This is a genomic window from Streptomyces sp. NPDC085927 (assembly GCF_044540975.1).
GTDB classification, from domain to species: Bacteria; Actinomycetota; Actinomycetes; order Streptomycetales; family Streptomycetaceae; genus Streptomyces; species Streptomyces hirsutus.
Genome location: NZ_JBITSN010000023.1, coordinates 1 through 19,138, shown reverse-complemented (window position 1 = coordinate 19,138; position 19,138 = coordinate 1). Strand labels below are relative to the sequence as shown.

Below are 19,138 nucleotides of genomic sequence, written 5' to 3'. Positions count from 1 at the left end.
ACCTGGAGGACCCCATGAGCAGCACCGACCGCGACGTCGACCACGCCCTCGCCTACCCGGAGCCGCCGGCCTCGCCGCTGTGGCACCACGACGGTGCGAAGGCCCGGCCGCTCACCCCCGCCCAACAGCGGCGCAACCGCGAGCTCCTGGTGCTCGCGCAGAAGCGCCCGACCCGACCCCGCTCCCCTCGCCCCACCAACACCCTGGCGGAGGCCAGCCGATGAACCCCCAGACGCACCTCGCCATAGACGGCTACGTCGACGCGATCCCGGCCCCCAGCCTCGGCTGGGGCACCGCGACGTTCGACCTGATCCACTCCCCCGCCGACGCGGACACCATTGCGCCCGACACCCCCGACACCGTTTACGCCTGCACCACCGCCGACCCGCGCATCGCCGACGTGCTCCTGCGCGAGATTCAGCCCGGCGACCTGCTGCGCGTCACCGGCATCCTCGTCCAGCCCGAGGAGCCCGAGGTCCTGGCCCGCTTCACCGTCGACGCCCTGGAGGTCCTCGAGGCCGCCCCGGCCCCCGTGCTCTACGACCTCGTGCTGGAGCGCTGGGGCACCTACGTGGCGGTCTTCGACGCCGACCGCGACCAGGTCCCGGTCTTTACCGTGTCCGGCCGGTGGGTCGGTGAGGCCACCAACCCCGACGCGATCAGCGACCTGATCGACGCCTACGAGGAAGGCGACCCGCGATGACGACCGCCCTCCCCGCACAGCGCACCGTCCTCGAACGGTTCCCCGTCGGCCACCCCCGCGGCTCCTGGCCCGCCGACGAATACGCCGCCGCCCAGCGAGCCCAGGGCACCCCGGACGCCCGGGTCGTGATGGACCTGGCCACCGACCAGTTCCTGGTCATCACCGAGACCACCAAGTAGCACCCGACGCCACCGAGCGCCGCCCGCCCCTTCTGGCCGGGCGGCGCTCGGTGGCGTCTCCACCTCTTCGAGACTGGAGACGCTCGTGCCCGACGTGTTCATCGACTCCTTCGGTGCCCGCTGGCAGGACCCGCCGCCGCCCCGCTACCGCGCCGCCGTCCTTGGCATCAACCTCACCAACGCCCTGCTGAACCCGCCCGACGACCCGGCCCTCGCCGACATCGTCGCCCGCCAAACCGGACAGGACGCAGGCGTACGCGACTACGTCCTGAACACCCCCGGCTCGGCCCGCATCATCAACGACGCCGTCCACGAACTCACCGCGCTGCGCGCCGCCGCGCACGGCCGTCCCGTCCAGCTCCTGGTGAACTGCTGGTACGGACGCCACCGCGCACCAGCAATCGCCGACGCCATCGGCCGCCGGATGCGGGAAGCCGGCGCCCAGGTGCAGGTCACCCACCACCACATCAACCGGCCGCCGGTCCCCCGCAAGCCCCCGCGCCCCGACTGCCCGTTCTGCCGGATCATCCACGACGGCGCCCCGGCCACGATCGTCCACGAGTGGAGCGACGCCCTCGCGATCGTGCCCCGCAGCGGCGGCTGCACCGACGGCCACCTCCTGGTCCTGCCCCGCGGCCACGTCGCCGACTTCACGACCGACCCCGTCGTCTCCGCCACCGTGCAGATGCGCGCCGCCGAACTCGCCGCACAGATCGGCGGCCAGTGGAACTACCTCACCTCCTGCGGCCCGGACGCCACCCAGACCGTGTTCCACCTGCACAGCCACCTCGTGCCCCGCACCGCAGGCGACGGCCTCGCCCTGCCCTGGACCCACCCCACCCGCGAACAGGAGCCCGCCCTATGAAGCGGCCCTTCTTCCGCCGCTGCGGACACGCCCCCGGCGCCCTCTCCCCTGAGGACCAGGCCGTCGTCGACCAGTTCCGCGCGATGCTCACCACCCTGCGCAACCCCGAGCCCTGGACGCCCGGCAGCGCCCGGGACATTGCCGTGCGTGTCGGCCCGTTCGTGGAACGCGCACACACCCGGCCCGGCGACGACCACGGCCCCGAGATGATCGCCGTCACCCTGGTCCACTCCGACACCCCGCACGCCGGCGCCTACCTCCACGGCCGCCAGCTCGGCTACACCGAGCGCGGCTGGCTGCGCTGCAAGACCACCGCGATCCTCGGCTTCTGGCAGCCCGGCTACGCGATGCTCACCCACGCCACCGCCGGCCTGCCCCTGCCCGACGACGTCGGCATGGCCCCCGCGCACTACGCCCTCTACATCGAGGCCCGCAAGCGCGGCAACAGCCTCGACGGTTTCACCCTGCTGCGCGTCGGTCCGTACACCCAGACTCGGCACGCCCAGCAGGACTACGACCGGCTCACCGTCGCGCTGGACGGGCGGGAGACCACCCTTGTGCCCGGACACCGCGTCTCCGTGCGGTACGCGCCGTTCGGCGTGAGCGACCACCAGCTGTTCGCCGACCCGTACGAAGGCGACGCCGTGGCGCTCCTGGACGCCGCTGTCGCGGGGGTGAGTGCATGACCGCCCCGGCCCTGTACGGGATCGAGACCAGCGAGGGCGACGACGGCACCATGCACCCCGCCGAACAGCTCTGGACTCCGGGCGAGGACGCGGTGGAGAACGGCTTCATCGTCCATCGCGGCCTGTACGTCACCGGAATCGACGACCCGACCGAGGATCACCTCTTCCCGATCGGCTTCGTCGTCCTCGGGCATCAGCGGTGGGCCGACATCATCGAGGCCGCCGCGTACATGACCCGCGTCCACGGCTGGCGCAACCTCCACCTCTACCCCGACGACGACCCGTCGGAGCTCATCCCCCGCCTCCCGCGCGCCGTCCACATCCACGGCTTCTTCTTACGGCGCCCCAAGGCTTGTGCATAGTCGGTCAGTGACCGCTGCTGTTGTCCACACTCGGATCACGGATGCGCCTGCGAGTGGGACAACACCTGGCGCATGAACTGGTCGCCAACCACGGAGCCCGGCACCGTCCCGATCACTGCCATGTGACACCCGCCCGCACCGACAGCCGCCGCCAACATCCCCAACCCCAACGACGGCACGCCCACCGCCTGGGCTGCCTGACTCTGGGGACCCAAGGCCCGTACTTCCTTGCGAAACGCCGCGAGGAAGTGCGGGCCTTTCTGCGTTCAAGGGCATCTGATGAGACGTGCCGTGAGTGAGCGAGCCGCGCTCAAACCTTGGCAGGGTGCGTCTCCCTACTCAGACACAGGTGTATACCGCGGTATACACCCAGGGCTGCGCCCCCACCCGAAACCACCCCAATCCCACCTCCCGCCCACCCAATCTGAGAAGCTATGGCCCGTCCGAGTACCAGAGCCCGCTCTGGGAAGCACACGGAAACGGAGCACCATGCCCTCCTCTGTCCTCGTCGTGTCCACCGACCCGCAAGGGTCCACGATCTGGTGGGCCGACCGCGTCGGCGACAACCTTCCCTTCGACTTCGCCGCCGCCCACGAAGACCCTGACAGCCTCGCCGCCCTGAAGAACCTTGGCGCGCAGATCCACGTCATCGCCAACCAGAAGGGCGGCGTCGGCAAGACCACCACTGCCGTCAACCTTGCCGCCGTCACCCACGACGTCCTCGGCCAGAGCGACGACCGGCAGCACATCTTCATCGACACCCCCGGCAGCCTCGAGAACGAGCACATCCTCGCCGCCGCCCTCGACGTCGCCGACGACGTCCTCGTCCCCATGCCGCCCGAGCCGCTTGCCTTCGACCCGACCGCCCGCACCATCGAACGGGTCATCGTTCCGCGCGGCCTGCCCTACACCGTCGTCATCAACGCCTGGGACCCACGCGACGGCAAAGCCGACCTTGAGGACACCATCGCCTACATCGACGCGATGGGCTGGCCCCGCGCGAAGACCGTCATCCGCCGCTACAAGATCCACACCCGTGCGGCGTCCGAAGGCAAGGTCGTCACCCAGTACGCCGACAACGGCACCACCCTCCGCGCACGCGAGGACTACTTCCGTCTCGCCCTGGAACGCGGCTACGGAGGTCGCCGCTGATGGCAGGCAAGCGCGTATCCCTCGCCTCCCTCGCCGGCGGCAAGGTAGAGGCCGTCCCTGGGGCCAGCCGCCCCGATCTTGTCCACGTACACCCCAACCTCGTCGCCCCCACCCCCCTCAACCCACGCCGAGCGTTCGACGAAACCGAACTCGTCGAACTCGGCGAGGACATGCGCAACGGGCAGCTCCAGCCCTGCGTCGCCGTGAACAAGACGGCCTACCTCAAGCTGTACCCAGAGCACGCAGACCAGCTGCCCGACACCTGCCGGTACGTCATGGCCGCCGGCGAACGCCGCTGGCGCGCCGCCCGCCAAGTCGGCCTCGACAGCGTCGACCTGATGCTGCGGCATGACCTCACCGAGACCCGCGTCCGGTTCCTCGCCGCAGTCCTGTCGGAGAACGTGCAGCGCGCCAACTTCAACCCCATCGAAGAAGCCGACGGCCTACGTGCCATGCTCGAACTCCACGACGGCAACCAAGCCGCCGCCGCCCGCGCGATGGGCAAGTCGAAGGCGTGGTTCAACCAGCGGATCGGACTGCTGCGCCTGTCCGACGAGATGGTGCAGCTCGTCCTCCAAGGAGAGCTGACCGCGTTCCGAGACATGCGACGCTACGCTGCGATGCCGCCGGACAAGCAGTACGCCGCGTGGAAGGCAGACCAAGAACAGCCCCACCCCAGCAAACCCGCCCCGGGTTCACCTGCGCGGGAGCTAAGTGAACCCTCAGAGGCGTATACCGCGGTATACACACCCAACGTCCCGGCCTCGGCACCACCGCCGGACACACAGCCCGCCACGGACGGTCCGCCAGCACCGGCCGAACGGACCGCCCTGTCGCCCGCCCCGGTCTCCGCACAGTCCGATACCAATCGGGAAGCGGCGTCACCACAGCAGTCATCCGCTGTTCCTGCCCAGACGGCTGAGTCAGCAGGACGGCAACCGGTGATGTTTCCTTACCACGACGGCAAGTTCGCGGCCCAACTCCTGATCCGCAAGATGCCTCCAGACCAGCTCGATCTGCTGGCTGACCTTTTGGCCGAACAACGGTCCAGGAAGGCAGCGCAGACAGTCTGACGCGGCCCTGGCCCCGCCCTCGCCACCACAGCGAGGGCGGGGCCTTTCCATAATTTCGTGGCCGTTCGAAGCTTCCGCCTCAGAGGGCAGGAATGTTCCGGCCGGGATACTTCACCGGCCGTCTGCCGCTGGACGTGACAGGAGGCAAGAACGATCTCGGTCAGTGGCAGGTACTTCAGGGCATCAGCTTGCTGGACAACCTCCAGACGTTGGTGTGCGGCCGATGACGGGGGGAGTTGGTTGGCGTGCATTTAGTAGCTGGCGAGGCTCGTGTGAGTGGAGTGCAGTATTCGCACGGCACCATCACACGTCGCCGTAGTGGCTCTGCATCACCTCTGTCCACTGCTTGGGCCGGGCCGTCTGGCAGCCAAGGCATCGGCGCCCGGTGGCGCGTTCAGCGGTGGGGAAGTTGGACTGCGCGGAGCGCACCTGGAGCATGTCCAGGAGCAGCGGTGTGCGGCAGAGGGGACAGGGCTGTCCGTACCTGGTGATAGTCATGTGCGGGAGATGCACACACCAGCGGCCTACCGTCTCGGGCTGAACCGGCGGCCCGCCTGGCGGGCTCCACGGTAAAAACTTGGTGATGGCCTCCCGCCCGGCGGGAAGGACCCCAGATCGCACTTTTCCGCAGGTTAGCGCCGGGATTCCATAGGTCGATGATCAGCATGTCGAAGGTTCGCCCGGGGAACGGGTGGCGCTACTACTTCCGCGGCGTGATGGTCGGCGACGGCCACCGCCCTGCGGGCACGCCGCTGCGCGCCGCCCAGGACGAAGCCGGTGTCCCGCCCGGCGTGTGGAAGGGCCGAGGCCTAGCCGCGCTCGGTCTCAATGACGGGGACGTGGTGACCGAGCGGCAGGCCGAGCTGCTCCTGGGAGAGGGCCGGCACCCCGACGCCGACCGGATCGAGCGCGAGCTTCTGGCGCAGGGCAAGAGCCCGGCGCAGGCGAGGCGGGCGACCGTGCTGGGCAGGCCCATCGAGCACAACCGCTCACCCAAGACTGATAAGGCCAAGGAGCGCACCCCCTGGCTGGGCTTCGACCTGACGTTCCGGCCCCCGCCGACGGCACACCTCGCGTGGGCTCTGATGGACGACGAGCACCGCCGGGTGCTGGAGCTGTGCCAGGACATCGCCCAAGCCAAGACGCTGGCGTGGCTGGGGGAGTCGGTCGCGGAGATCCGCTGGAAAGGCGGCGGCAAGCACCGCGCCCGGATCAAGGACGGGCTGATCGTCGCGGTCTTCCGGCACTACGAGTCGAGAGCCGGAAAGCCGCTGCTGCACGATCATGCGGTGGTGTCGATCCGCGCCCGGCGGCCGGACGACAAGGGAACGTGGGGCAACCTGTCGGCGGACTCGATGATGGCCCACATCGTCGCGGCCGACACCCTCTACACCCTGTACTTCATGGAGGAGGTGTCTGCCCGGCTCGGGTGGGCGTGGGAGCCGCGCGAGGTGATGCCCGGCCGCAGGCCCGTCATGGAGATCGCGGGCATCGACCAGCGGCTCATCGGCTGGCAGTCGACCCGCCGCCAGCAGATCGAGGACGCACTGCCCGTCCTCACCGCCAAGTACGAAGAACAGCACGGGCACCCGCCGGGGGAGCGGGCCACCTACGCGCTGGCCTGCCAGGCCGCCGACCAGACGCGCCCACCCAAGCGCACGGAGATGCTGTCGCTGACCGAGCTGCGCAAGCGATGGCGCGACTCAGCGCTCCGGGCCTACGGAGCCGACGTCGTCGACCGGCTGGCGGAGCGGGCGCGGGCGGCGGCCGCGGCGATGTGGGCGCGGGTGCGGCCGGTGGTCGACATAGCGCTGGCGGCCGTCGATGTCGTCGCCGTGGTGTACGTGATGCGCGGCGCGTTCAAGCGTCACCACCTGCTCGCCGAAGCCCGCCGCTACCTCTCCTACGTCCTGCGCGGCCGACCCCACCAGGCGGGCCTGGACGAACAGATCGTGCAGACAGCCGTCGACGACTACACCCGCCCGGCCAGCCGACGGATGATGACCGCCGACCTGCGCGCCCTGTACCCGCGCGACACCGAGGACCAGGCCGTGCTGCGCCCGCTGACCCGGAAGCGGTCCGCGCCCCCGTACGAGCGGGCCCGCCTCGCCGCTGGCGCCCTGGCCGCCCGGGTCCATGCAACGCGGCGTGCGGAGCGCCTGAGCTCCCGCACCCGGCCGCGCGCCGTCGCGGTGCCCGCCGCCTCGAGGTCGCGCCCGCGGCCGTTCCACTCCGACCGGGAGGCCGTCCGCGTCCTGGAGCAGGAGACCGGCGTCGACACGGCGGAGCAGACCCGCCGGACCCTTGAGGCCGTCGCCGCCAAGCTCCAGGACGGCATCCGGGAGCGCGCCGTCGCTCACGGCCCCCGACCGCAGCCCGCCCCGGCGACGGCCCCGCCGCCGCACACCCAGCAGCCCGGCATCCAGCACACGCCGGGCCGGACCACAGGAGGAGTTGAGTGAGCACCCCGGAAGAACAACCCAGCCTTGATGACGCCCTCGCCCGCGCCCGCGCAGCCGCCAAGGACATATCCGCCGCGCTCGATGAGGACCAGGAGCCCGAGTCCGATGATCCCCTGGGGTGGCAGCCGATCTGGAAGCGCCCCCGGAAGCCGAAGTCGAAGGCGGCGAAGAAGCAGGAGCTGCGCAAGCAGCGGCGGCGACTCCAGGACGCCGGGAAGCGCCGCCTCGCCGCCGCGCAGTCGCGCCGGCCCCGGTCCCGGCAGAACCGGATCGGCAACGCGGCCGCGCGCCGCGATGCCCGCGCCCTGTCCCGGGTGCGGCACTCCACCGCCTGGCTGTGGTGACGATGCCGGGCATCGTCCACCGAGTGGAGCCCACGATGTTCCGCATCCAGCGGCGATGCACGACATCGGGTGGACTCCAGCTGGCGCAGAGTGTCGGCGACGTCCTCGTGGTCCTCGGTGAGGAACTGCAAGGCGAAGTCGATGACGGAGCGGGCGATGCCTTCCGCCGTGTCCGGCCCGGCCTGCGCCCAGGTCCGCAGCGAGGTCACGAAGACGCGCCCGAGGGTCTCCAGAGCGAAGGTGTCCGCGCACGGCTCGCCCGCTTCCGGGCCGGGCAGCGCGGTGACGGGGACGACGATCCGTTCGACGACGTCGACGAGCAGCTCGGGCATCCGCGGCTCGCCGCTGGCGAACTCGCGGGCGGCGTCGACGTCGTCGGCCTGCACGGCCCGGAGGTAGCTGAACGCGCTGATGGCCGCGTCCGGGGTCATCGGGGCGAGCGGCATGTTGGTGGTGGGCATGATGGCTCCTCACGTACGAGGCGCCGCGCCGATCGCAGCGGCCTCATAAGTGATCTTCAGAGCAGATGCCTATGGATAGAGTCCACGCACCGACGGTGAGCGGACTCGCCTGGCCGGCGCCTGCGTTGCCCCTTGTCCAGTTCCGCTACCTGCGACATTCCGCCCATTCCGGTGGGAAGAAATCTCCGTCCCGGCACGCTGCGCGACGGCCGAGGGGAAAGCCGCTGCCGTCCGGGGCGTGCCGCTGGGAGACTGGGGGGATGACCACGCAGCGGCTGCCGTTCCCTCCCAGATTTGCCGACGCGCCATGGGGGGCCTGATGAACCAGGACCGTGAGCAGACGTCTTCTGTGATGGTGCGCCGGATGATTCGCGACGACGTTCCATCCGTCATGGAACTGTGCAAGGAAGCTGCTGAGCCGTTCCCCGCGGAGAAGCTGAGCGATCACTTGGACGTCCCGACTATCGAGAACCAGTTCGCCATGGGACTGGTAGCTGTATCAGATGGTGAAGTGATCGCCGTCGCGGCCGGAGCCGCTGTGGCCATGGGACTGGATGGCCTGAGCGTTTCAGGCGAGATGATCACTCGCCGCATGGCTCTTCTTGACGTGCTTGCGGTACGTGCGAACCATCGTGGGGAGGGCCTGGGGCGACGGCTCGCCGAGACGTTCATCGAGTGGTATCAGAAGAGGGCATTTCGGATCGCCATAGCCAATATCGCGCCCGGCCGGGATGATCTCGTCTCCCTCTACCAGCACTGGGGCTGGCATGTGGGCGCCGTTGGTGCTGGCTTGGCCATTCAGATTGGCCAAGACCCCGTTCTCATCAACGAGGAGCCCACTCGCACAGCCTGGATCCCCCTGTCTCCACAAGTTCGTCAGTCGCTCTCCATCGTCCCTGGCATCAGTGTGGTCACCGGCATCTTCGACTAGCGCAGACCATGGTCCGTCGTCTGCCATGCGCTGTTTTGGGGCAATCAGGCGCTGATCCAAGTTGAGTGGCAATCGGTCCAGGTTCGGCGTCAGAGGACACCCGCATCTGCCTGACGATCACGGCTCGGTAACGGCACTCAGTGAAGCGTCACACCGTCGACTTTCGCCACACCTCTACCAGGTGACGGCGGGATTCCGTCCGGAGTCCCGCGTCACCTGCGTGAGGAGCCTTGCCATGACGTACACCAGCAGCGTCCGACAGCCCGAACCGGAGCCGCGCCCGACCTGGACAAGGGGTGCCGAGCGGCCTCCGGGGGGCCAGGAATCCAGTGCCGTGAACGGTGCCGCGAACGATTCCAACGTCGTGCCCATCACCGCAGCTCACACCACCCAACAAGGGGTCTCCCTGCATGCCGACACCTCTCTCCCTTGCCCTGAGACGGCAGCGAAGGGGAAGAAGCCCATCCCCGCGACCAAGGTGCGGGTCGATGCGCTGCGGATGCTGGGGTGCGTGCGGATAGCCACCGTCCGGCAGATGGCCCAGGTGATCACGAAGGAGGATGCCGACGGCCGGTCGTACGTGCGCAGGGCAATGAAGAAGCTGGCGGAGCTTGGGCTGGCGGAGACGAACGGCAAGGACGGACGGCACCCGCTCTGGAACCTGACCCCGGCAGGGCAGAAGGCTCTGGCCGACGGCAACGAGCTGCCTCCCCGCCCGAAGGCCGGCACCGGAGCGAAGGCCGTCCTGGCCGGGTTCGGCTCGCATGGCGTCGCGGTGACGGACATGATCCTCGCCTACGGCGGCCGCCAGCACCTGACCGACTGGCAGGTGGAGGTCAACCACACCATCAAGGAGACCGGCCTCAGTTTCAATACCGACGCTGTCCTCGCATGGCCGACCAAGACCAGCGAGGTGCGCCTCTTCGAGCTCGACAACGGCACCATGTCCCAGGCCCGCCTTGCCAAGGAGGTCTGGGACTACGAGCGCTACGCCGGACACCGCGTCTGGGAAGGCGCCCGCGGCACGATCGGCGGCACGTTCCCGTTCTGGCAGCGCCACCGCTACACCCGCTCGAAGACCTTCCCGCGGCTGCACGTCGTCCTGGCAGGCAAAGAGGAACACCTGCTCGACAACCGCCGCCAAGCGCTCACCGCCGACGTGCACGGCATCGCCATCGCGGTGTGGGTGAATACCCTGCCCCGGCTGAAGCGGGGCGAGCCCTGGTATGAGATCGGCGTCGACGATCCGGACCGGCGCCGTCGGCGCTATCCCGAGCCCGCCGGCCGCTGACGCCGCGTACGACGCCAGGCACGACCCTGGCCGAAGGGGTCTGCCCGGTGTCCAGTCCGGTGGGCGGAACGGGCACCGAAGTTCTCATGCCACCGCGCGGGACGCAGCGGCCCACCCGGTGGCCACAGTCCACGGAAGGCCCTACCCGGGCAGTATGAGGCGTAGCCGAGAGACCGCCAGCCAGGATCTGCCGGGCGCCCGTGGCACGCCCTGTTGCACGAGGAAAGCGAACACGTCTTCGCCGGTCACGTGTCGGGTTGCTGGCGCAGGTCCAGGTAGCAGCGCAGTCGTACACCCGCCTCGCCCGGCTCATGGGTCGTGCGGTCCGCCGCGGCGACCGCGCACCGTGTGGCGAGGAGTTCCTGGATGGCGAATGCGGTCTGGTCATCGGCGGCCGCGATCTCCACCACCGCAAGTCCCGGCTCTGCCACATGGGCGTTGTTGATCGGTCTCATACCCGGCACGACGCTCCGGCGCCCGCCGGAGTTCTCCCTTGCGGGCAGTGTCACCCGACCGGGTATGGCGGGGCGTGCGTGCTGACTTCCTGCGGCCTGGACGCCGGGCCGTACGGAGTCTGATCAGCCCGCTCCTCTTTGGGTAGGCGGGGCGCACGGACGTGCTCGAGTGGGAGGTGCTGCGGGAAGGCCGTGCAGCCCGGTTCCCGGTACGACCATTGCGTCCATCCGGGCGGCGCACTCGAGGAACGCCTGTTAGTGCCCTTCGGGGGCCGTTATCAACGGTTCATGCTCACCTCTGTGCTGCGCGGCCTGGCCGCCGCCTCCCTCGCCGTCCTGCCCCTGACCATCCCCGCGCCCGCCCACGCGGCGGAGACGCTGCCGCTGGCCGAGGCCGTCACCCGTCTGCCGGTGGATATCGAGTCCCGTGACGGCTATAACCGGGATGCCTTCCGCCACTGGAACACCGGGGAGGATCCGTCCGACGGCTGCAACACCCGCGGGGAGGTTCTGCTCGCTGAGGCCGTCGAGTCGCCCACGGTGGGGCCCGGCTGCCGGCTGTCGGGCGGGCGCTGGTGGTCGTACTACGACCAGGTGTGGGTGACGTCGGCTTCCGGTCTGGACATCGACCATATGGTGCCTCTGGCGGAGAGTTGGGACAGCGGGGCGTCGGCGTGGACGGCGCAGCGCCGCGAGATGTACGCCAATGACCAGGGTGCCGAAGCCAGTCTGGTCGCCGTCACCGCCCGCTCGAACCGTTCCAAATCGGATCAGGACCCCGCCCAGTGGCTGCCGCCTGCTGCCGAGGTGCACTGCCGGTACGTCGCCGAGTGGGTCGCCACCAAGCTCCGCTGGAGCCTTGCGGCCGACGAGACCGAGGTGGCAGCCCTGCGTGAGACGGCGGCCGGCTGCCCGGAGCAGACCGTGACCTACGAGCCCGTCGCATAACTGACGGTCTCCTCCCACCCGACAACCGTGAGGAGCGTCGTCTTCAGAACACCCCAGACTGGTGTCACCGGCCGCCGGTAGCGTGGCCGCCGTGATGGTGGGCACCGAAGAAACCCGGCTCATCGTGCTGCGCGGCAACAGCGCCTCGGGAAAGTCGTCCGTCGCGGCCGGCCTGCGCCAGCGGTTCGGCCGCGGCCTGGCCCTGATCGGCCAGGACAACCTCCGCCGCACCGTGCTTCGCGAACGCGACCGGCCGGGAGCGGCGAACATCGGCCTGATCGACCTGACCGCCCGCTACGCCCTGAACGCCGGCTATCGCGTTGTGGTCGAAGGCATCCTGTACGCCGACCGCTACGGCGACATGCTCACGGCGCTGCGCGCCGAGCACCGCGGCCCCACCCGCGGCTACTACCTGGACGTGCCGTTCGATGAAACCCTCGCCCGGCATGCCACCAAACCGATCGCCGATGACGTCAACGAGACACGACTGCGCGACTGGTACCGGCCGCGCGATCTGCTGCCCGACGGACTCGAGACCGTCATCGGTGCCGACAGCGCCCTGGAGGAGACCGTCGAGCGCATCATGTCCGACACCGGTCTGGCCCACCTGCCCGCACGGGACCGCTGACCGGCCACGCCCGCCGCACACGCGAGGCGTTCGCGGGTCTCCCGGCCGGGAGCGTCCTGACGGCCGCGCGGATGGCGGCGGCCGGCATCAGCCGGTACGGGGCCGGTGAGATCGGCGCCGGCGCGGTGGCCGCCAGGCTCCGCGCCGACAACGTTCCCGGCATCCGGGCCGCCCCCGGCTCCAGCCCGTTGTCCGCTCGCAAGATCACCTGACCCGTCCGTTGCTGCGGGGCCGCGGAATTGCGTCGGTACTGTCCGCAGAAGCCCCGTAAAGGGGTCTTCCAGGGAAGTGGTTGGCGCGCCCGGCCACCTCGGTCAGGTCCTCGCCTTGACCGACGCTGAAGCTGCAGAGCGAGCCGCCGAGGGGTCCTGACCGGCCTCCGTATGCACGGGCTCAGCTGGTTTTGTTGACACGTTTGTGGATCTTCGGAGGGCGAGTGGGGGCGCGTAGCGGGCGTACGGAGGGATGGGAAAGTCCACGCGGGCGTACTCAGCTTCGTGGATTCACCCGGCATGCCCTGTTTGGTCGACCATTTTTGATCGGTTGTCACCGTTTGTGTGCGGGGCTTTCTGGGTGTGACCGTCCCTGTGGCGGCAGGCACCTGTACCCATGACGCTACTTTCTGGCACCGGGCCGCTGCGCAAGGTAGTAGCGTCCTGCTCCCGGCATCTTCTGCCGGGACGGCAAAGACCCCGGCACTGATGGTTGGTAGCCCGTGCGCCGGGGTCCTGTCGCTCTCAACGCCAGCCCGAACAAAGGGAGACCCCTGATGCCACTGCGCCGACGCCGAACTCGCCTTCCCGCAGGCATAAATGCACTTGCGTGGAAACCGGGCCGCGAACGTATCATCCCGTCGCCGCGCCCGGCCCAAACCCCGGTGTGGCATGTCAAGGCTGTCATGCTCCGCGGGAGCCTGCCCATTGCCGCGATCTGCCTTCCCCTGCTGGTGATCCCGGACACTCTGCCGCCGCATGTACTGCCCATCGTTGCCCTCTTTGTGACGACTGCTCACGGGTCTGTGCTGGTCCACCAGCGGATTTACCGCCGCTGACCTGATTACCGGTGGGGCGCGAGCCGACGCTCGCGTCCCACCGGCACCAGCACCGTCCGGCCGTCTGTGACCGGACGGCCGGTACAGATACCCGCCCAGCACCCCGAAAGAGGTCTTCGTGTCCACTCGTTCCAGCGTCCAGACGGCTGACGGCACCCCGCGGCCCGCCCGCTCCGTACCATCGGCCCACCCCGCCCGCGCCACCCGCTGCACCGAGGCCCTCCGCGACATCGCCGAGGACTGCACCATGGTCTCCGAGGCCCTGCTGCTCAGCGCGTACAGCGCAGCCGCACCGAACACCGAACTCCTTCAGCGTCTCGTCACCCTCCGGGACCTGGTGGACGAGGCGATCGGGGCCGTCGTCGTCCGCCAGCGAGCACAGGGCGAGCCGCTCGCAGACCTCGCGCCGATCGTGAGGCGCACCGAGGACCGGCTGCGCAAGAAGTACGACCCGCCCTCCGTCGACCGCGCCCTGGCCACCCGCCGCCGACCCAAACCGGTCAGCCCCACCCAGAGCGCCGCAGCCGACGCCGGCACGCCGATCCTGCGCCGCCCCGGCCAGCGCCTGGCCTCCGCCCTCACCCTGATGCGCAACGGCTCCGGCCGCCGCCAGCGGGAACTCGCCGAACAGATGGGCGTCCACGAGTCCTACGTCTCGCGCATGCTCTCCGGCCAACGTGATCTTTCCTGGAGGCACGTCAGGATCATCTGTGAGGTGTGCGGGGTCGACCCCAAGCTGATGAAGCCGCTATGGGAAGCAGCCGCCGACGTCCAGCCCTCGAACGCCGACGACCCGGTCCAGTACCTGCGCACCTATCTGCAGGGCCTGAGCTATGCGCTCGCCTCACCGGACCCTGAGGTCATTCTCGCCGCCGCCCAGCACACCATCAGCGCCGATGACCTCGACCGCGCGCTGTACGGCCCCGGCGTCCCCGACTGGCCGGTAATCGACCGGCTCACCGTCGTCCTGCAGAGCCTGCCCCACATCACCCGACCCCTGTGGCGCCGCGCCCAGGCGGCCGCCGAAAACGGCCCCACCGCCACCTTCAGCTGATCTGCCCGCCCATCGCCAGGGGAAGGACCATGAAGCCCACACCGCCCACCGCGTCCGTGCTCACAACCGCCTTCTACGCCTTCTACGACCTGCACCGACCGGCCTACCTCGCCTACGCCGCCGCACGCCTCCCCCGAGAGGAAGCCCAGCTCAGCGTCACCCAGCTCTTCGACCTCATCGCCAGCAACTGGACCTGGATCATGACCAAGCAATGCCCCTCCGCCTGGGCCTGGAAAGAGCACACCCGAGCCGTCGCCCGCCGCGCCGGCCGCACCCCCACCCCGGCCGAGGACACCGCACTCCTCCACGACGACCTCCGCCTGGGCATCGACCGAATCGCCACCATCACCGGCACCGACCCTGCTCGGGTCACCGCGCTTCTGGCCGCCGCCCGCCGCCCGCCACATTCGCCAACCGGCCGACCCCAGAACCGCACCCGCGTTGGACGCTGGCTCGGGTGGCCACGGTCCTGGCCCGGCGTTTCCACGTCTCGCTGAGCGTCGCGCAGACTTCGCGGATCTTGCACCAGATGGGCTGGACGGTGCGGGTGCCGGTGCACCGGGCTGCGATCTCTTGGTTTGGTGTCAGTGGATGGCGTGTCGGTGGTGGGTTCCCGTGGTGTTGTCCGGACGTGCTGGTCAGCGAACTGGGAATCGGCCTTGCCGCGGGTGTTGCCACTGTCGTGAGATGAGAGAGCAGGGGTGTCAGTAGTGTCGCCGGGCGGTATACGCGCAGGTGGCGTACCGACACGAAGGTGAGAGATCGCAGCGCTCTCGACCGGGTCCCCGCCGGCCTCGCGCCACCGCCGCACCAACACGAAAGACTGCGAGCCCTGGTGAGAAGGGGAACGGGTTGGTTACCGGGTGCCAGGTAGCCCATCACCTCAACTGCCGTTGGAGACATATAAGTTGTCTTCCGCCTCGGCGCTTGCCACACTCGCCGGGGCCCAGGAAGAGACCTTCCGCCGGCACCGCATCATTCATCCCTAGGGGGGGGAAGACGCCTATGACATTCAACGCGCCCAGACGCGTTCTCGGCCGCGTCGCTGTCGTATTCACGATGGCTCTGACGCTGGCCGCCGGCACCACCGGGCTCCTCGCGAGCCCCGCCGCCCATGCCCAGCCCGCCGAATCGGGATCGCTCAGCTTCAGCGGCGACGCCGGCGACTACATCAGCGGTGGACAGTCCTACTCCTACTCCACCGCGTCGCAGGACAGGCTCGACGTCTCGAGCAGCACCGACAACAGGGTCATCTCGCTTTCGGTCGACGGGGCGAACGGCGACTGGTGGTACCTCGACCTCGCGGCCCCGTCCGGTCAGGCATTGGTACCGGGCGAGTACACCGGCGCCACCCGCTACCCGTTCAACGAGGCCGCCGAGCCCGGACTCGACCTCAGTGGCAACGGTCGCGGTTGCAACACTCTCACCGGCTCTTTCGCCGTCTCCGACGTGGTGTTCGGACCCAACGGCTACGTGCAGACGCTCGACGCCACGTTCGAGCAGCACTGCGAGGGAGGCACTGCCGCCCTGCGCGGCGAGGTCCACATCGACAACCCGGCACCGCCCGCAGAGCTCGACCTCGGTCTGAGCCTTGCGCTCGACGGCACCGCCAGCACACTGAACGGCAAGGCCACCGTGCACGGCACGGTGAGCTGCAGCGAGCCGGTCCGGGTGAACGTGTCGGGCACCGTCACGCAGGTCGCAAAGCGGGTCCTCATCAAGGGGTCGTACTCCACATCGGTGGACTGCGCGCCAGGCACTCCGGCCGCATGGACGGCGACGGCGGACCCGACCGGAACCACCCCGTTCCAAAAGGGTGACGTCGAAGTCATGGCCCAGGCCTCGGCGACGGACCCCAACTACGGCACGACCGTCCGGGTGAGCGAGACCGCGGCGGTGCGCCTCAGCAAGGGCTGAAGCCCTGCTGCGCGAACGGCCCCGGCCGCGCCTTTCGATGGCGCGACCGGGGCCGTTCCTTGGTCAACGACACCTCCGCGCACCGGGCGACCAGCACGCGTTCAGCTGCCCGATCCCGCAGTCCGCCACCCGGATGCGGTTCCTGCGCAAGCAGGAAAAGGGCTCCACCCGGGCCGTCGCGCAGCGCTTGGGGGCCTCGCAGCGCACCGTGCAGCGCTACCTGACCGACCAGCGCAAACACCCCACCAAAGCGGTGGCCGCACGGCTGGAGGCCGAAGCACGCAAACACTGGCAACCCCGTGTGCACCGACAGGCCCGCACCCGGGCCGCCACCACCGGCGGCATCACGGTTGAGACGAGGGCCCGGTTCGGCTTCACCGCCGCCCCGGCACCACCGACGACGCCCTCCAACACCTACCCGCCCCCTACGCCGCCCGCCTGTTCGACGCCCGGGCCGCCGACGCCTGTGGGCGGTCGCCTCGGCGAAGGAGCGCGGTGCGGCGGCGGGTACGCGGGTGCCGCGGCCCCCGGAGCGCACGCGGCCGCGGTGATCGTCTTGCCCGACCCGGTCGCGGACACGATCGTGCCCCGGACACCCTGCGGGGGCACAGATGATCTTGCAGGAAATCCCACCCACCTACGAAACGCGGAGCGCTGATCTACCTGGTGTTCCTTGAGCTGAATCGCTGACATTTCTATGCCTCCCCGATGTCTGAATTCCCGTGGTCTTTCAGATGGCCGCGTGCGGAATGCAGGCCGCACCCAAGTCGTCCCAGATCGACTTATCCGCCTTGTGCCAGCCGCCGGGCTCCCCGTCCTTGAAGGTCGGCTTGTCGTCCGGGTTGCAGGGCCCGGCATCGAGCGTGCAGACGACATAGTCCCCGTCGCCGTTCACCGTCCGGGCCGTGCACAGACGGCCTGCCTCACCCAACGCCTCCAGCACCCGGCGTACCAGGTCGGCTCGCTCGCCCTGCCTCACGTGCGCGATGGGCACGGCCAGTTCAGCGACCCCGGCCGGCCGGCCAGGAAGCTAGTTGTGAGCGCGGTGGCAATGAGGGTGTACGCGAGGGCTAGCACGGCTGGTCCGCGTGCAGCTCGTACTTGAGGACCTTCCACGAACCGTCCCAGCGTTCCAGCAGGCTGGTGATGACGTACTTGCTCACCGCGTTGGAGGCCACCGGGGCCAGCTTGCCGGTCTCCTTGTCGGTGATCTTCCACTTGGAGACGTCTAGGCAGGCGGAGACCGAGGCATTGGGGGTATTCTTCGTCAGTTCCGCGCTGGTCACGGTGGGGTTGCTGAGAACCGGCTTGCCGGTCATGAGCCGGCCGTTCGACTTCAGGTTGGCCACCGTCTCCTCGGCCTTGTTGAGCGCCTCGGCAGCGGCATAGCGCTTGAGCTCCGTGCCTTCGATCGCAGGCACCGCGTACGCCTTCGGAAGTTCTCTCCAGTAGGACTGGTACGCCGCGATGGCCTCCTTCTTCGCGGCCGCCTCCGGGGTCTCCTTGGTAGCGGTCGGCGAGGCCGGGGACGACGAAGAGGGAGGCGTCGTCGGCTTCTGCGATGCCGGCTCGCTGGTCGTGCAGGCGCTGACCGCGGCGAAGGCGGCGAGGAGAAGCGCAAGAGCGCCTCCTTGGCGGAGCCGAGTAGTACCGGCGCGCACACGTCGCATGTGCGTAGGGGGCATCACGATGTCTCCCGATACATATGCGGTCACCCGGCGCCACCTGCACCTGTCATCCCTCAGGGGCCCGCCGCGTACCGCGGGGCCACTTCCATTGGGCGAAGGACAAGACCCGCCGTGCCGTGACCAGTCTCGGTCCGCGACGCCCACCAGGGCCTCGCTCACGGCCGTCACGCCGTCGTCCCACCCGTCCGCGAAGACCTTGCCCCGAGAGGCCGGCGCCAAGCCGCCCAGCTTGACCACCTCGCACTGCACCCTGGTGGCCGCCCTGGCCTCCAGTGCGGCCACCAGGGCGTCTACCTCGCTCGCGGGTACGCCCTGCGCATCCAGGAGCGCGAACACCTTCAACCGGGCCTTCACGCCTGCAGTCTGGTACTGCGTCACCCGGCGCAGGGAATCGCTGCTCAGCGCGGGATCGGGTCCGGTAGATTCGTGGTGACCGGTCATCTGCGGTCGTTCCTCTCGGAATTCCGGGAAGGTTCCCGGGCGGTTGGGAGGTGCCCCATGTTTCCGCCAACATTACATGTGCATCAATCTGATGCACCCACTACACCAGCACCCGACACCAACGAGCAACCCCCCATTCTCGCAGCCAGCCCAGCCCGCGAAGCGGGCCCCAACGGTCCTGGAGGCGCAGACGGAAGGACCGTTGGGCGGGGGAGCGCAGCGGACCCGCCGACCCGGGCTGCAGCGCAGCGGAAGCCCGGTAGCGGGACGCAGTCCCTCCGCTCCGGGAGCGCAGCGGACGGAGCGTCAACCTCGCTGCGCAGCAGCGAGGTTGTGCGGGTGGCGCAGCCACCCGCCAGCGCTCCCGCGGAGCGGGAGCGCAACACCACCGCGCAGCGGTGGTGTTCGCTTGCACATCGCGCAGCGATGTGGTACCCGCTCCGCGGG

Annotated in this window: 23 protein-coding genes and 3 pseudogenes; 21 read left to right on the top strand and 5 right to left on the bottom strand. The window is 69.5% G+C overall.

What is annotated here, in order from left to right; genetic code table 11:
- Positions 1 to 14 precede the first annotated feature (14 nt).
- The 8 genes and pseudogenes from ACIF80_RS34765 to ACIF80_RS34730 all read left to right on the top strand — a co-directional run bounded on the left by ACIF80_RS34765 (position 15) and on the right by ACIF80_RS34730 (position 5,020).
- Entirely contained in the window at positions 15 to 224 is a 210-nt protein-coding gene (locus tag ACIF80_RS34765; protein WP_399812276.1) for a hypothetical protein, read from the top strand.
- Complete coding sequence (locus ACIF80_RS34760) at positions 221 to 703, top strand: hypothetical protein (protein WP_399812274.1); 483 nt, start codon at positions 221 to 223, stop codon at positions 701 to 703. Before ACIF80_RS34765 ends, ACIF80_RS34760 begins: the two co-directional genes overlap by 4 nt.
- Positions 700 to 882, top strand: coding sequence for a hypothetical protein (locus tag ACIF80_RS34755; RefSeq protein ID WP_399812271.1), 183 nt, complete (start codon positions 700 to 702; stop codon positions 880 to 882). Before ACIF80_RS34760 ends, ACIF80_RS34755 begins: the two co-directional genes overlap by 4 nt.
- Positions 883 to 967: 85 nt before the next feature.
- Entirely contained in the window at positions 968 to 1,747 is a 780-nt protein-coding gene (locus ACIF80_RS34750) for an HIT family protein (protein WP_399812268.1), read from the top strand.
- Positions 1,744 to 2,433, top strand: a complete 690-nt coding sequence (locus ACIF80_RS34745) for a hypothetical protein (protein ID WP_399812266.1) — start codon at positions 1,744 to 1,746, stop codon at positions 2,431 to 2,433. The genes ACIF80_RS34750 and ACIF80_RS34745 overlap by 4 nt, the downstream gene beginning before the upstream one ends.
- Positions 2,430 to 2,795, top strand: a complete 366-nt coding sequence (locus ACIF80_RS34740; protein ID WP_399812263.1) for a hypothetical protein — start codon at positions 2,430 to 2,432, stop codon at positions 2,793 to 2,795. Before ACIF80_RS34745 ends, ACIF80_RS34740 begins: the two co-directional genes overlap by 4 nt.
- A gap of 618 nt (positions 2,796 to 3,413) precedes the next feature.
- A pseudogene (locus ACIF80_RS34735) lies at positions 3,414 to 3,500 on the top strand (ParA family protein); the annotation flags it as partial.
- Positions 3,501 to 3,946: 446 nt separating this feature from the next.
- Entirely contained in the window at positions 3,947 to 5,020 is a 1,074-nt protein-coding gene (locus ACIF80_RS34730) for a ParB/RepB/Spo0J family partition protein (protein ID WP_399812261.1), read from the top strand.
- A gap of 303 nt (positions 5,021 to 5,323) precedes the next feature.
- On the opposite strand, the gene ACIF80_RS34725 is transcribed toward ACIF80_RS34730, so the two are convergent.
- The gene (locus tag ACIF80_RS34725) at positions 5,324 to 5,518 is read right to left on the bottom strand and encodes a hypothetical protein (protein ID WP_399812259.1); all 195 of its coding nucleotides are present in this window, start codon (positions 5,516 to 5,518) and stop codon (positions 5,324 to 5,326) included.
- 158 nt (positions 5,519 to 5,676) lie between these two features.
- On the opposite strand from ACIF80_RS34725, the gene mobF reads away from it, so the two are divergent.
- The 5 genes from mobF (at position 5,677) to ACIF80_RS34700 (ending at position 10,509) form a co-directional block, all read left to right on the top strand.
- Positions 5,677 to 7,482: a MobF family relaxase gene (gene mobF / locus ACIF80_RS34720; protein ID WP_399812257.1), complete on the top strand. Its 1,806-nt coding sequence runs from the start codon at positions 5,677 to 5,679 to the stop codon at positions 7,480 to 7,482.
- Positions 7,479 to 7,826 carry a hypothetical protein gene (locus ACIF80_RS34715; RefSeq protein WP_399812254.1) on the top strand — a complete coding sequence of 116 codons (348 nt, stop codon included), beginning with the start codon at positions 7,479 to 7,481 and terminating at the stop codon, positions 7,824 to 7,826. Before mobF ends, ACIF80_RS34715 begins: the two co-directional genes overlap by 4 nt.
- 35 nt (positions 7,827 to 7,861) lie before the next feature.
- Positions 7,862 to 8,386 carry a hypothetical protein gene (locus ACIF80_RS34710; protein WP_399812252.1) on the top strand — a complete coding sequence of 175 codons (525 nt, stop codon included), beginning with the start codon at positions 7,862 to 7,864 and terminating at the stop codon, positions 8,384 to 8,386.
- Positions 8,387 to 8,606: 220 nt separating this feature from the next.
- Complete coding sequence (locus ACIF80_RS34705; protein ID WP_399812250.1) at positions 8,607 to 9,218, top strand: GNAT family N-acetyltransferase; 612 nt, start codon at positions 8,607 to 8,609, stop codon at positions 9,216 to 9,218.
- Positions 9,219 to 9,453: 235 nt separating this feature from the next.
- On the top strand, positions 9,454 to 10,509 hold the full coding sequence (locus tag ACIF80_RS34700; RefSeq protein WP_399812248.1) for a replication-relaxation family protein: 1,056 nt from the start codon (positions 9,454 to 9,456) through the stop codon (positions 10,507 to 10,509).
- Positions 10,510 to 10,754: 245 nt separating this feature from the next.
- Here the strand turns inward: ACIF80_RS34700 and ACIF80_RS34695 are convergent, their stop codons facing one another.
- The gene (locus ACIF80_RS34695; RefSeq protein ID WP_399812246.1) at positions 10,755 to 10,964 is read right to left on the bottom strand and encodes a DUF6207 family protein; all 210 of its coding nucleotides are present in this window, start codon (positions 10,962 to 10,964) and stop codon (positions 10,755 to 10,757) included.
- Between the two features lie 288 nt (positions 10,965 to 11,252).
- Here ACIF80_RS34695 and ACIF80_RS34690 point away from each other — a divergent pair, with 288 nt between their 5' ends.
- From ACIF80_RS34690 to tpg, 8 genes and pseudogenes are all read left to right on the top strand, one after another.
- On the top strand, positions 11,253 to 11,912 hold the full coding sequence (locus ACIF80_RS34690; RefSeq protein WP_399812243.1) for an HNH endonuclease family protein: 660 nt from the start codon (positions 11,253 to 11,255) through the stop codon (positions 11,910 to 11,912).
- Positions 11,913 to 12,006: 94 nt separating this feature from the next.
- Positions 12,007 to 12,540 (top strand): AAA family ATPase, encoded by a 534-nt coding sequence (locus tag ACIF80_RS34685; RefSeq protein WP_399812241.1) that lies wholly within the window; start codon positions 12,007 to 12,009, stop codon positions 12,538 to 12,540.
- Positions 12,541 to 12,611: 71 nt separating this feature from the next.
- Positions 12,612 to 12,752 (top strand): hypothetical protein, encoded by a 141-nt coding sequence (locus tag ACIF80_RS34680; RefSeq protein WP_399812238.1) that lies wholly within the window; start codon positions 12,612 to 12,614, stop codon positions 12,750 to 12,752.
- Between the two features lie 957 nt (positions 12,753 to 13,709).
- Positions 13,710 to 14,645, top strand: a complete 936-nt coding sequence (locus ACIF80_RS34675) for a helix-turn-helix domain-containing protein (RefSeq protein ID WP_399812236.1) — start codon at positions 13,710 to 13,712, stop codon at positions 14,643 to 14,645.
- Between the two features lie 29 nt (positions 14,646 to 14,674).
- Positions 14,675 to 15,142: a hypothetical protein gene (locus ACIF80_RS34670; RefSeq protein WP_399812233.1), complete on the top strand. Its 468-nt coding sequence runs from the start codon at positions 14,675 to 14,677 to the stop codon at positions 15,140 to 15,142.
- Positions 15,103 to 15,336, top strand: coding sequence for a winged helix-turn-helix domain-containing protein (locus ACIF80_RS34665; RefSeq protein ID WP_399812230.1), 234 nt, complete (start codon positions 15,103 to 15,105; stop codon positions 15,334 to 15,336). The genes ACIF80_RS34670 and ACIF80_RS34665 overlap by 40 nt, the downstream gene beginning before the upstream one ends.
- A 368-nt stretch (positions 15,337 to 15,704) precedes the next feature.
- Positions 15,705 to 16,562 carry a hypothetical protein gene (locus ACIF80_RS34660; RefSeq protein WP_399812228.1) on the top strand — a complete coding sequence of 286 codons (858 nt, stop codon included), beginning with the start codon at positions 15,705 to 15,707 and terminating at the stop codon, positions 16,560 to 16,562.
- Positions 16,563 to 16,599: 37 nt separating this feature from the next.
- Positions 16,600 to 16,890, top strand: a pseudogene (gene tpg / locus ACIF80_RS34655) (telomere-protecting terminal protein Tpg); the annotation flags it as partial.
- A 203-nt stretch (positions 16,891 to 17,093) separates the two neighbouring features.
- Here the strand turns inward: tpg and ACIF80_RS34650 are convergent.
- The 3 genes and pseudogenes from ACIF80_RS34650 to ACIF80_RS34640 form a co-directional block, all read right to left on the bottom strand.
- A pseudogene (locus ACIF80_RS34650) lies at positions 17,094 to 17,255 on the bottom strand (DEAD/DEAH box helicase family protein); the annotation flags it as partial.
- A 37-nt stretch (positions 17,256 to 17,292) separates the two neighbouring features.
- Positions 17,293 to 17,556 (bottom strand): hypothetical protein, encoded by a 264-nt coding sequence (locus ACIF80_RS34645; RefSeq protein ID WP_399812226.1) that lies wholly within the window; start codon positions 17,554 to 17,556, stop codon positions 17,293 to 17,295.
- A 76-nt stretch (positions 17,557 to 17,632) separates the two neighbouring features.
- On the bottom strand, positions 17,633 to 18,232 hold the full coding sequence (locus ACIF80_RS34640) for a hypothetical protein (protein ID WP_399812223.1): 600 nt from the start codon (positions 18,230 to 18,232) through the stop codon (positions 17,633 to 17,635).
- Positions 18,233 to 19,138 lie beyond the last annotated feature (906 nt).

Bases quoted from the DNA above. Each gene is read 5' to 3' on its own strand.
- ACIF80_RS34765 (WP_399812276.1), top strand. From the start codon at position 15: ATGAGCAGCACCGACCGCGACGTCGACCACGCCCTCGCCTACCCGGAG.
- ACIF80_RS34760 (WP_399812274.1), top strand. From the start codon at position 221: ATGAACCCCCAGACGCACCTCGCCATAGACGGCTACGTCGACGCGATC.
- ACIF80_RS34755 (WP_399812271.1), top strand. From the start codon at position 700: ATGACGACCGCCCTCCCCGCACAGCGCACCGTCCTCGAACGGTTCCCC.
- ACIF80_RS34745 (WP_399812266.1), top strand. From the start codon at position 1,744: ATGAAGCGGCCCTTCTTCCGCCGCTGCGGACACGCCCCCGGCGCCCTC.
- ACIF80_RS34740 (WP_399812263.1), top strand. From the start codon at position 2,430: ATGACCGCCCCGGCCCTGTACGGGATCGAGACCAGCGAGGGCGACGAC.
- ACIF80_RS34730 (WP_399812261.1), top strand. From the start codon at position 3,947: ATGGCAGGCAAGCGCGTATCCCTCGCCTCCCTCGCCGGCGGCAAGGTA.
- ACIF80_RS34725 (WP_399812259.1), bottom strand. From the start codon at position 5,518: ATGACTATCACCAGGTACGGACAGCCCTGTCCCCTCTGCCGCACACCG.
- mobF (WP_399812257.1), top strand. From the start codon at position 5,677: ATGATCAGCATGTCGAAGGTTCGCCCGGGGAACGGGTGGCGCTACTAC.
- ACIF80_RS34710 (WP_399812252.1), top strand. From the start codon at position 7,862: ATGTTCCGCATCCAGCGGCGATGCACGACATCGGGTGGACTCCAGCTG.
- ACIF80_RS34705 (WP_399812250.1), top strand. From the start codon at position 8,607: ATGAACCAGGACCGTGAGCAGACGTCTTCTGTGATGGTGCGCCGGATG.
- ACIF80_RS34700 (WP_399812248.1), top strand. From the start codon at position 9,454: ATGACGTACACCAGCAGCGTCCGACAGCCCGAACCGGAGCCGCGCCCG.
- ACIF80_RS34695 (WP_399812246.1), bottom strand. From the start codon at position 10,964: ATGAGACCGATCAACAACGCCCATGTGGCAGAGCCGGGACTTGCGGTG.
- ACIF80_RS34690 (WP_399812243.1), top strand. From the start codon at position 11,253: ATGCTCACCTCTGTGCTGCGCGGCCTGGCCGCCGCCTCCCTCGCCGTC.
- ACIF80_RS34685 (WP_399812241.1), top strand. From the start codon at position 12,007: ATGGTGGGCACCGAAGAAACCCGGCTCATCGTGCTGCGCGGCAACAGC.
- ACIF80_RS34680 (WP_399812238.1), top strand. From the start codon at position 12,612: ATGGCGGCGGCCGGCATCAGCCGGTACGGGGCCGGTGAGATCGGCGCC.
- ACIF80_RS34670 (WP_399812233.1), top strand. From the start codon at position 14,675: ATGAAGCCCACACCGCCCACCGCGTCCGTGCTCACAACCGCCTTCTAC.
- ACIF80_RS34660 (WP_399812228.1), top strand. From the start codon at position 15,705: ATGGCTCTGACGCTGGCCGCCGGCACCACCGGGCTCCTCGCGAGCCCC.
- ACIF80_RS34640 (WP_399812223.1), bottom strand. From the start codon at position 18,232: ATGCGACGTGTGCGCGCCGGTACTACTCGGCTCCGCCAAGGAGGCGCT.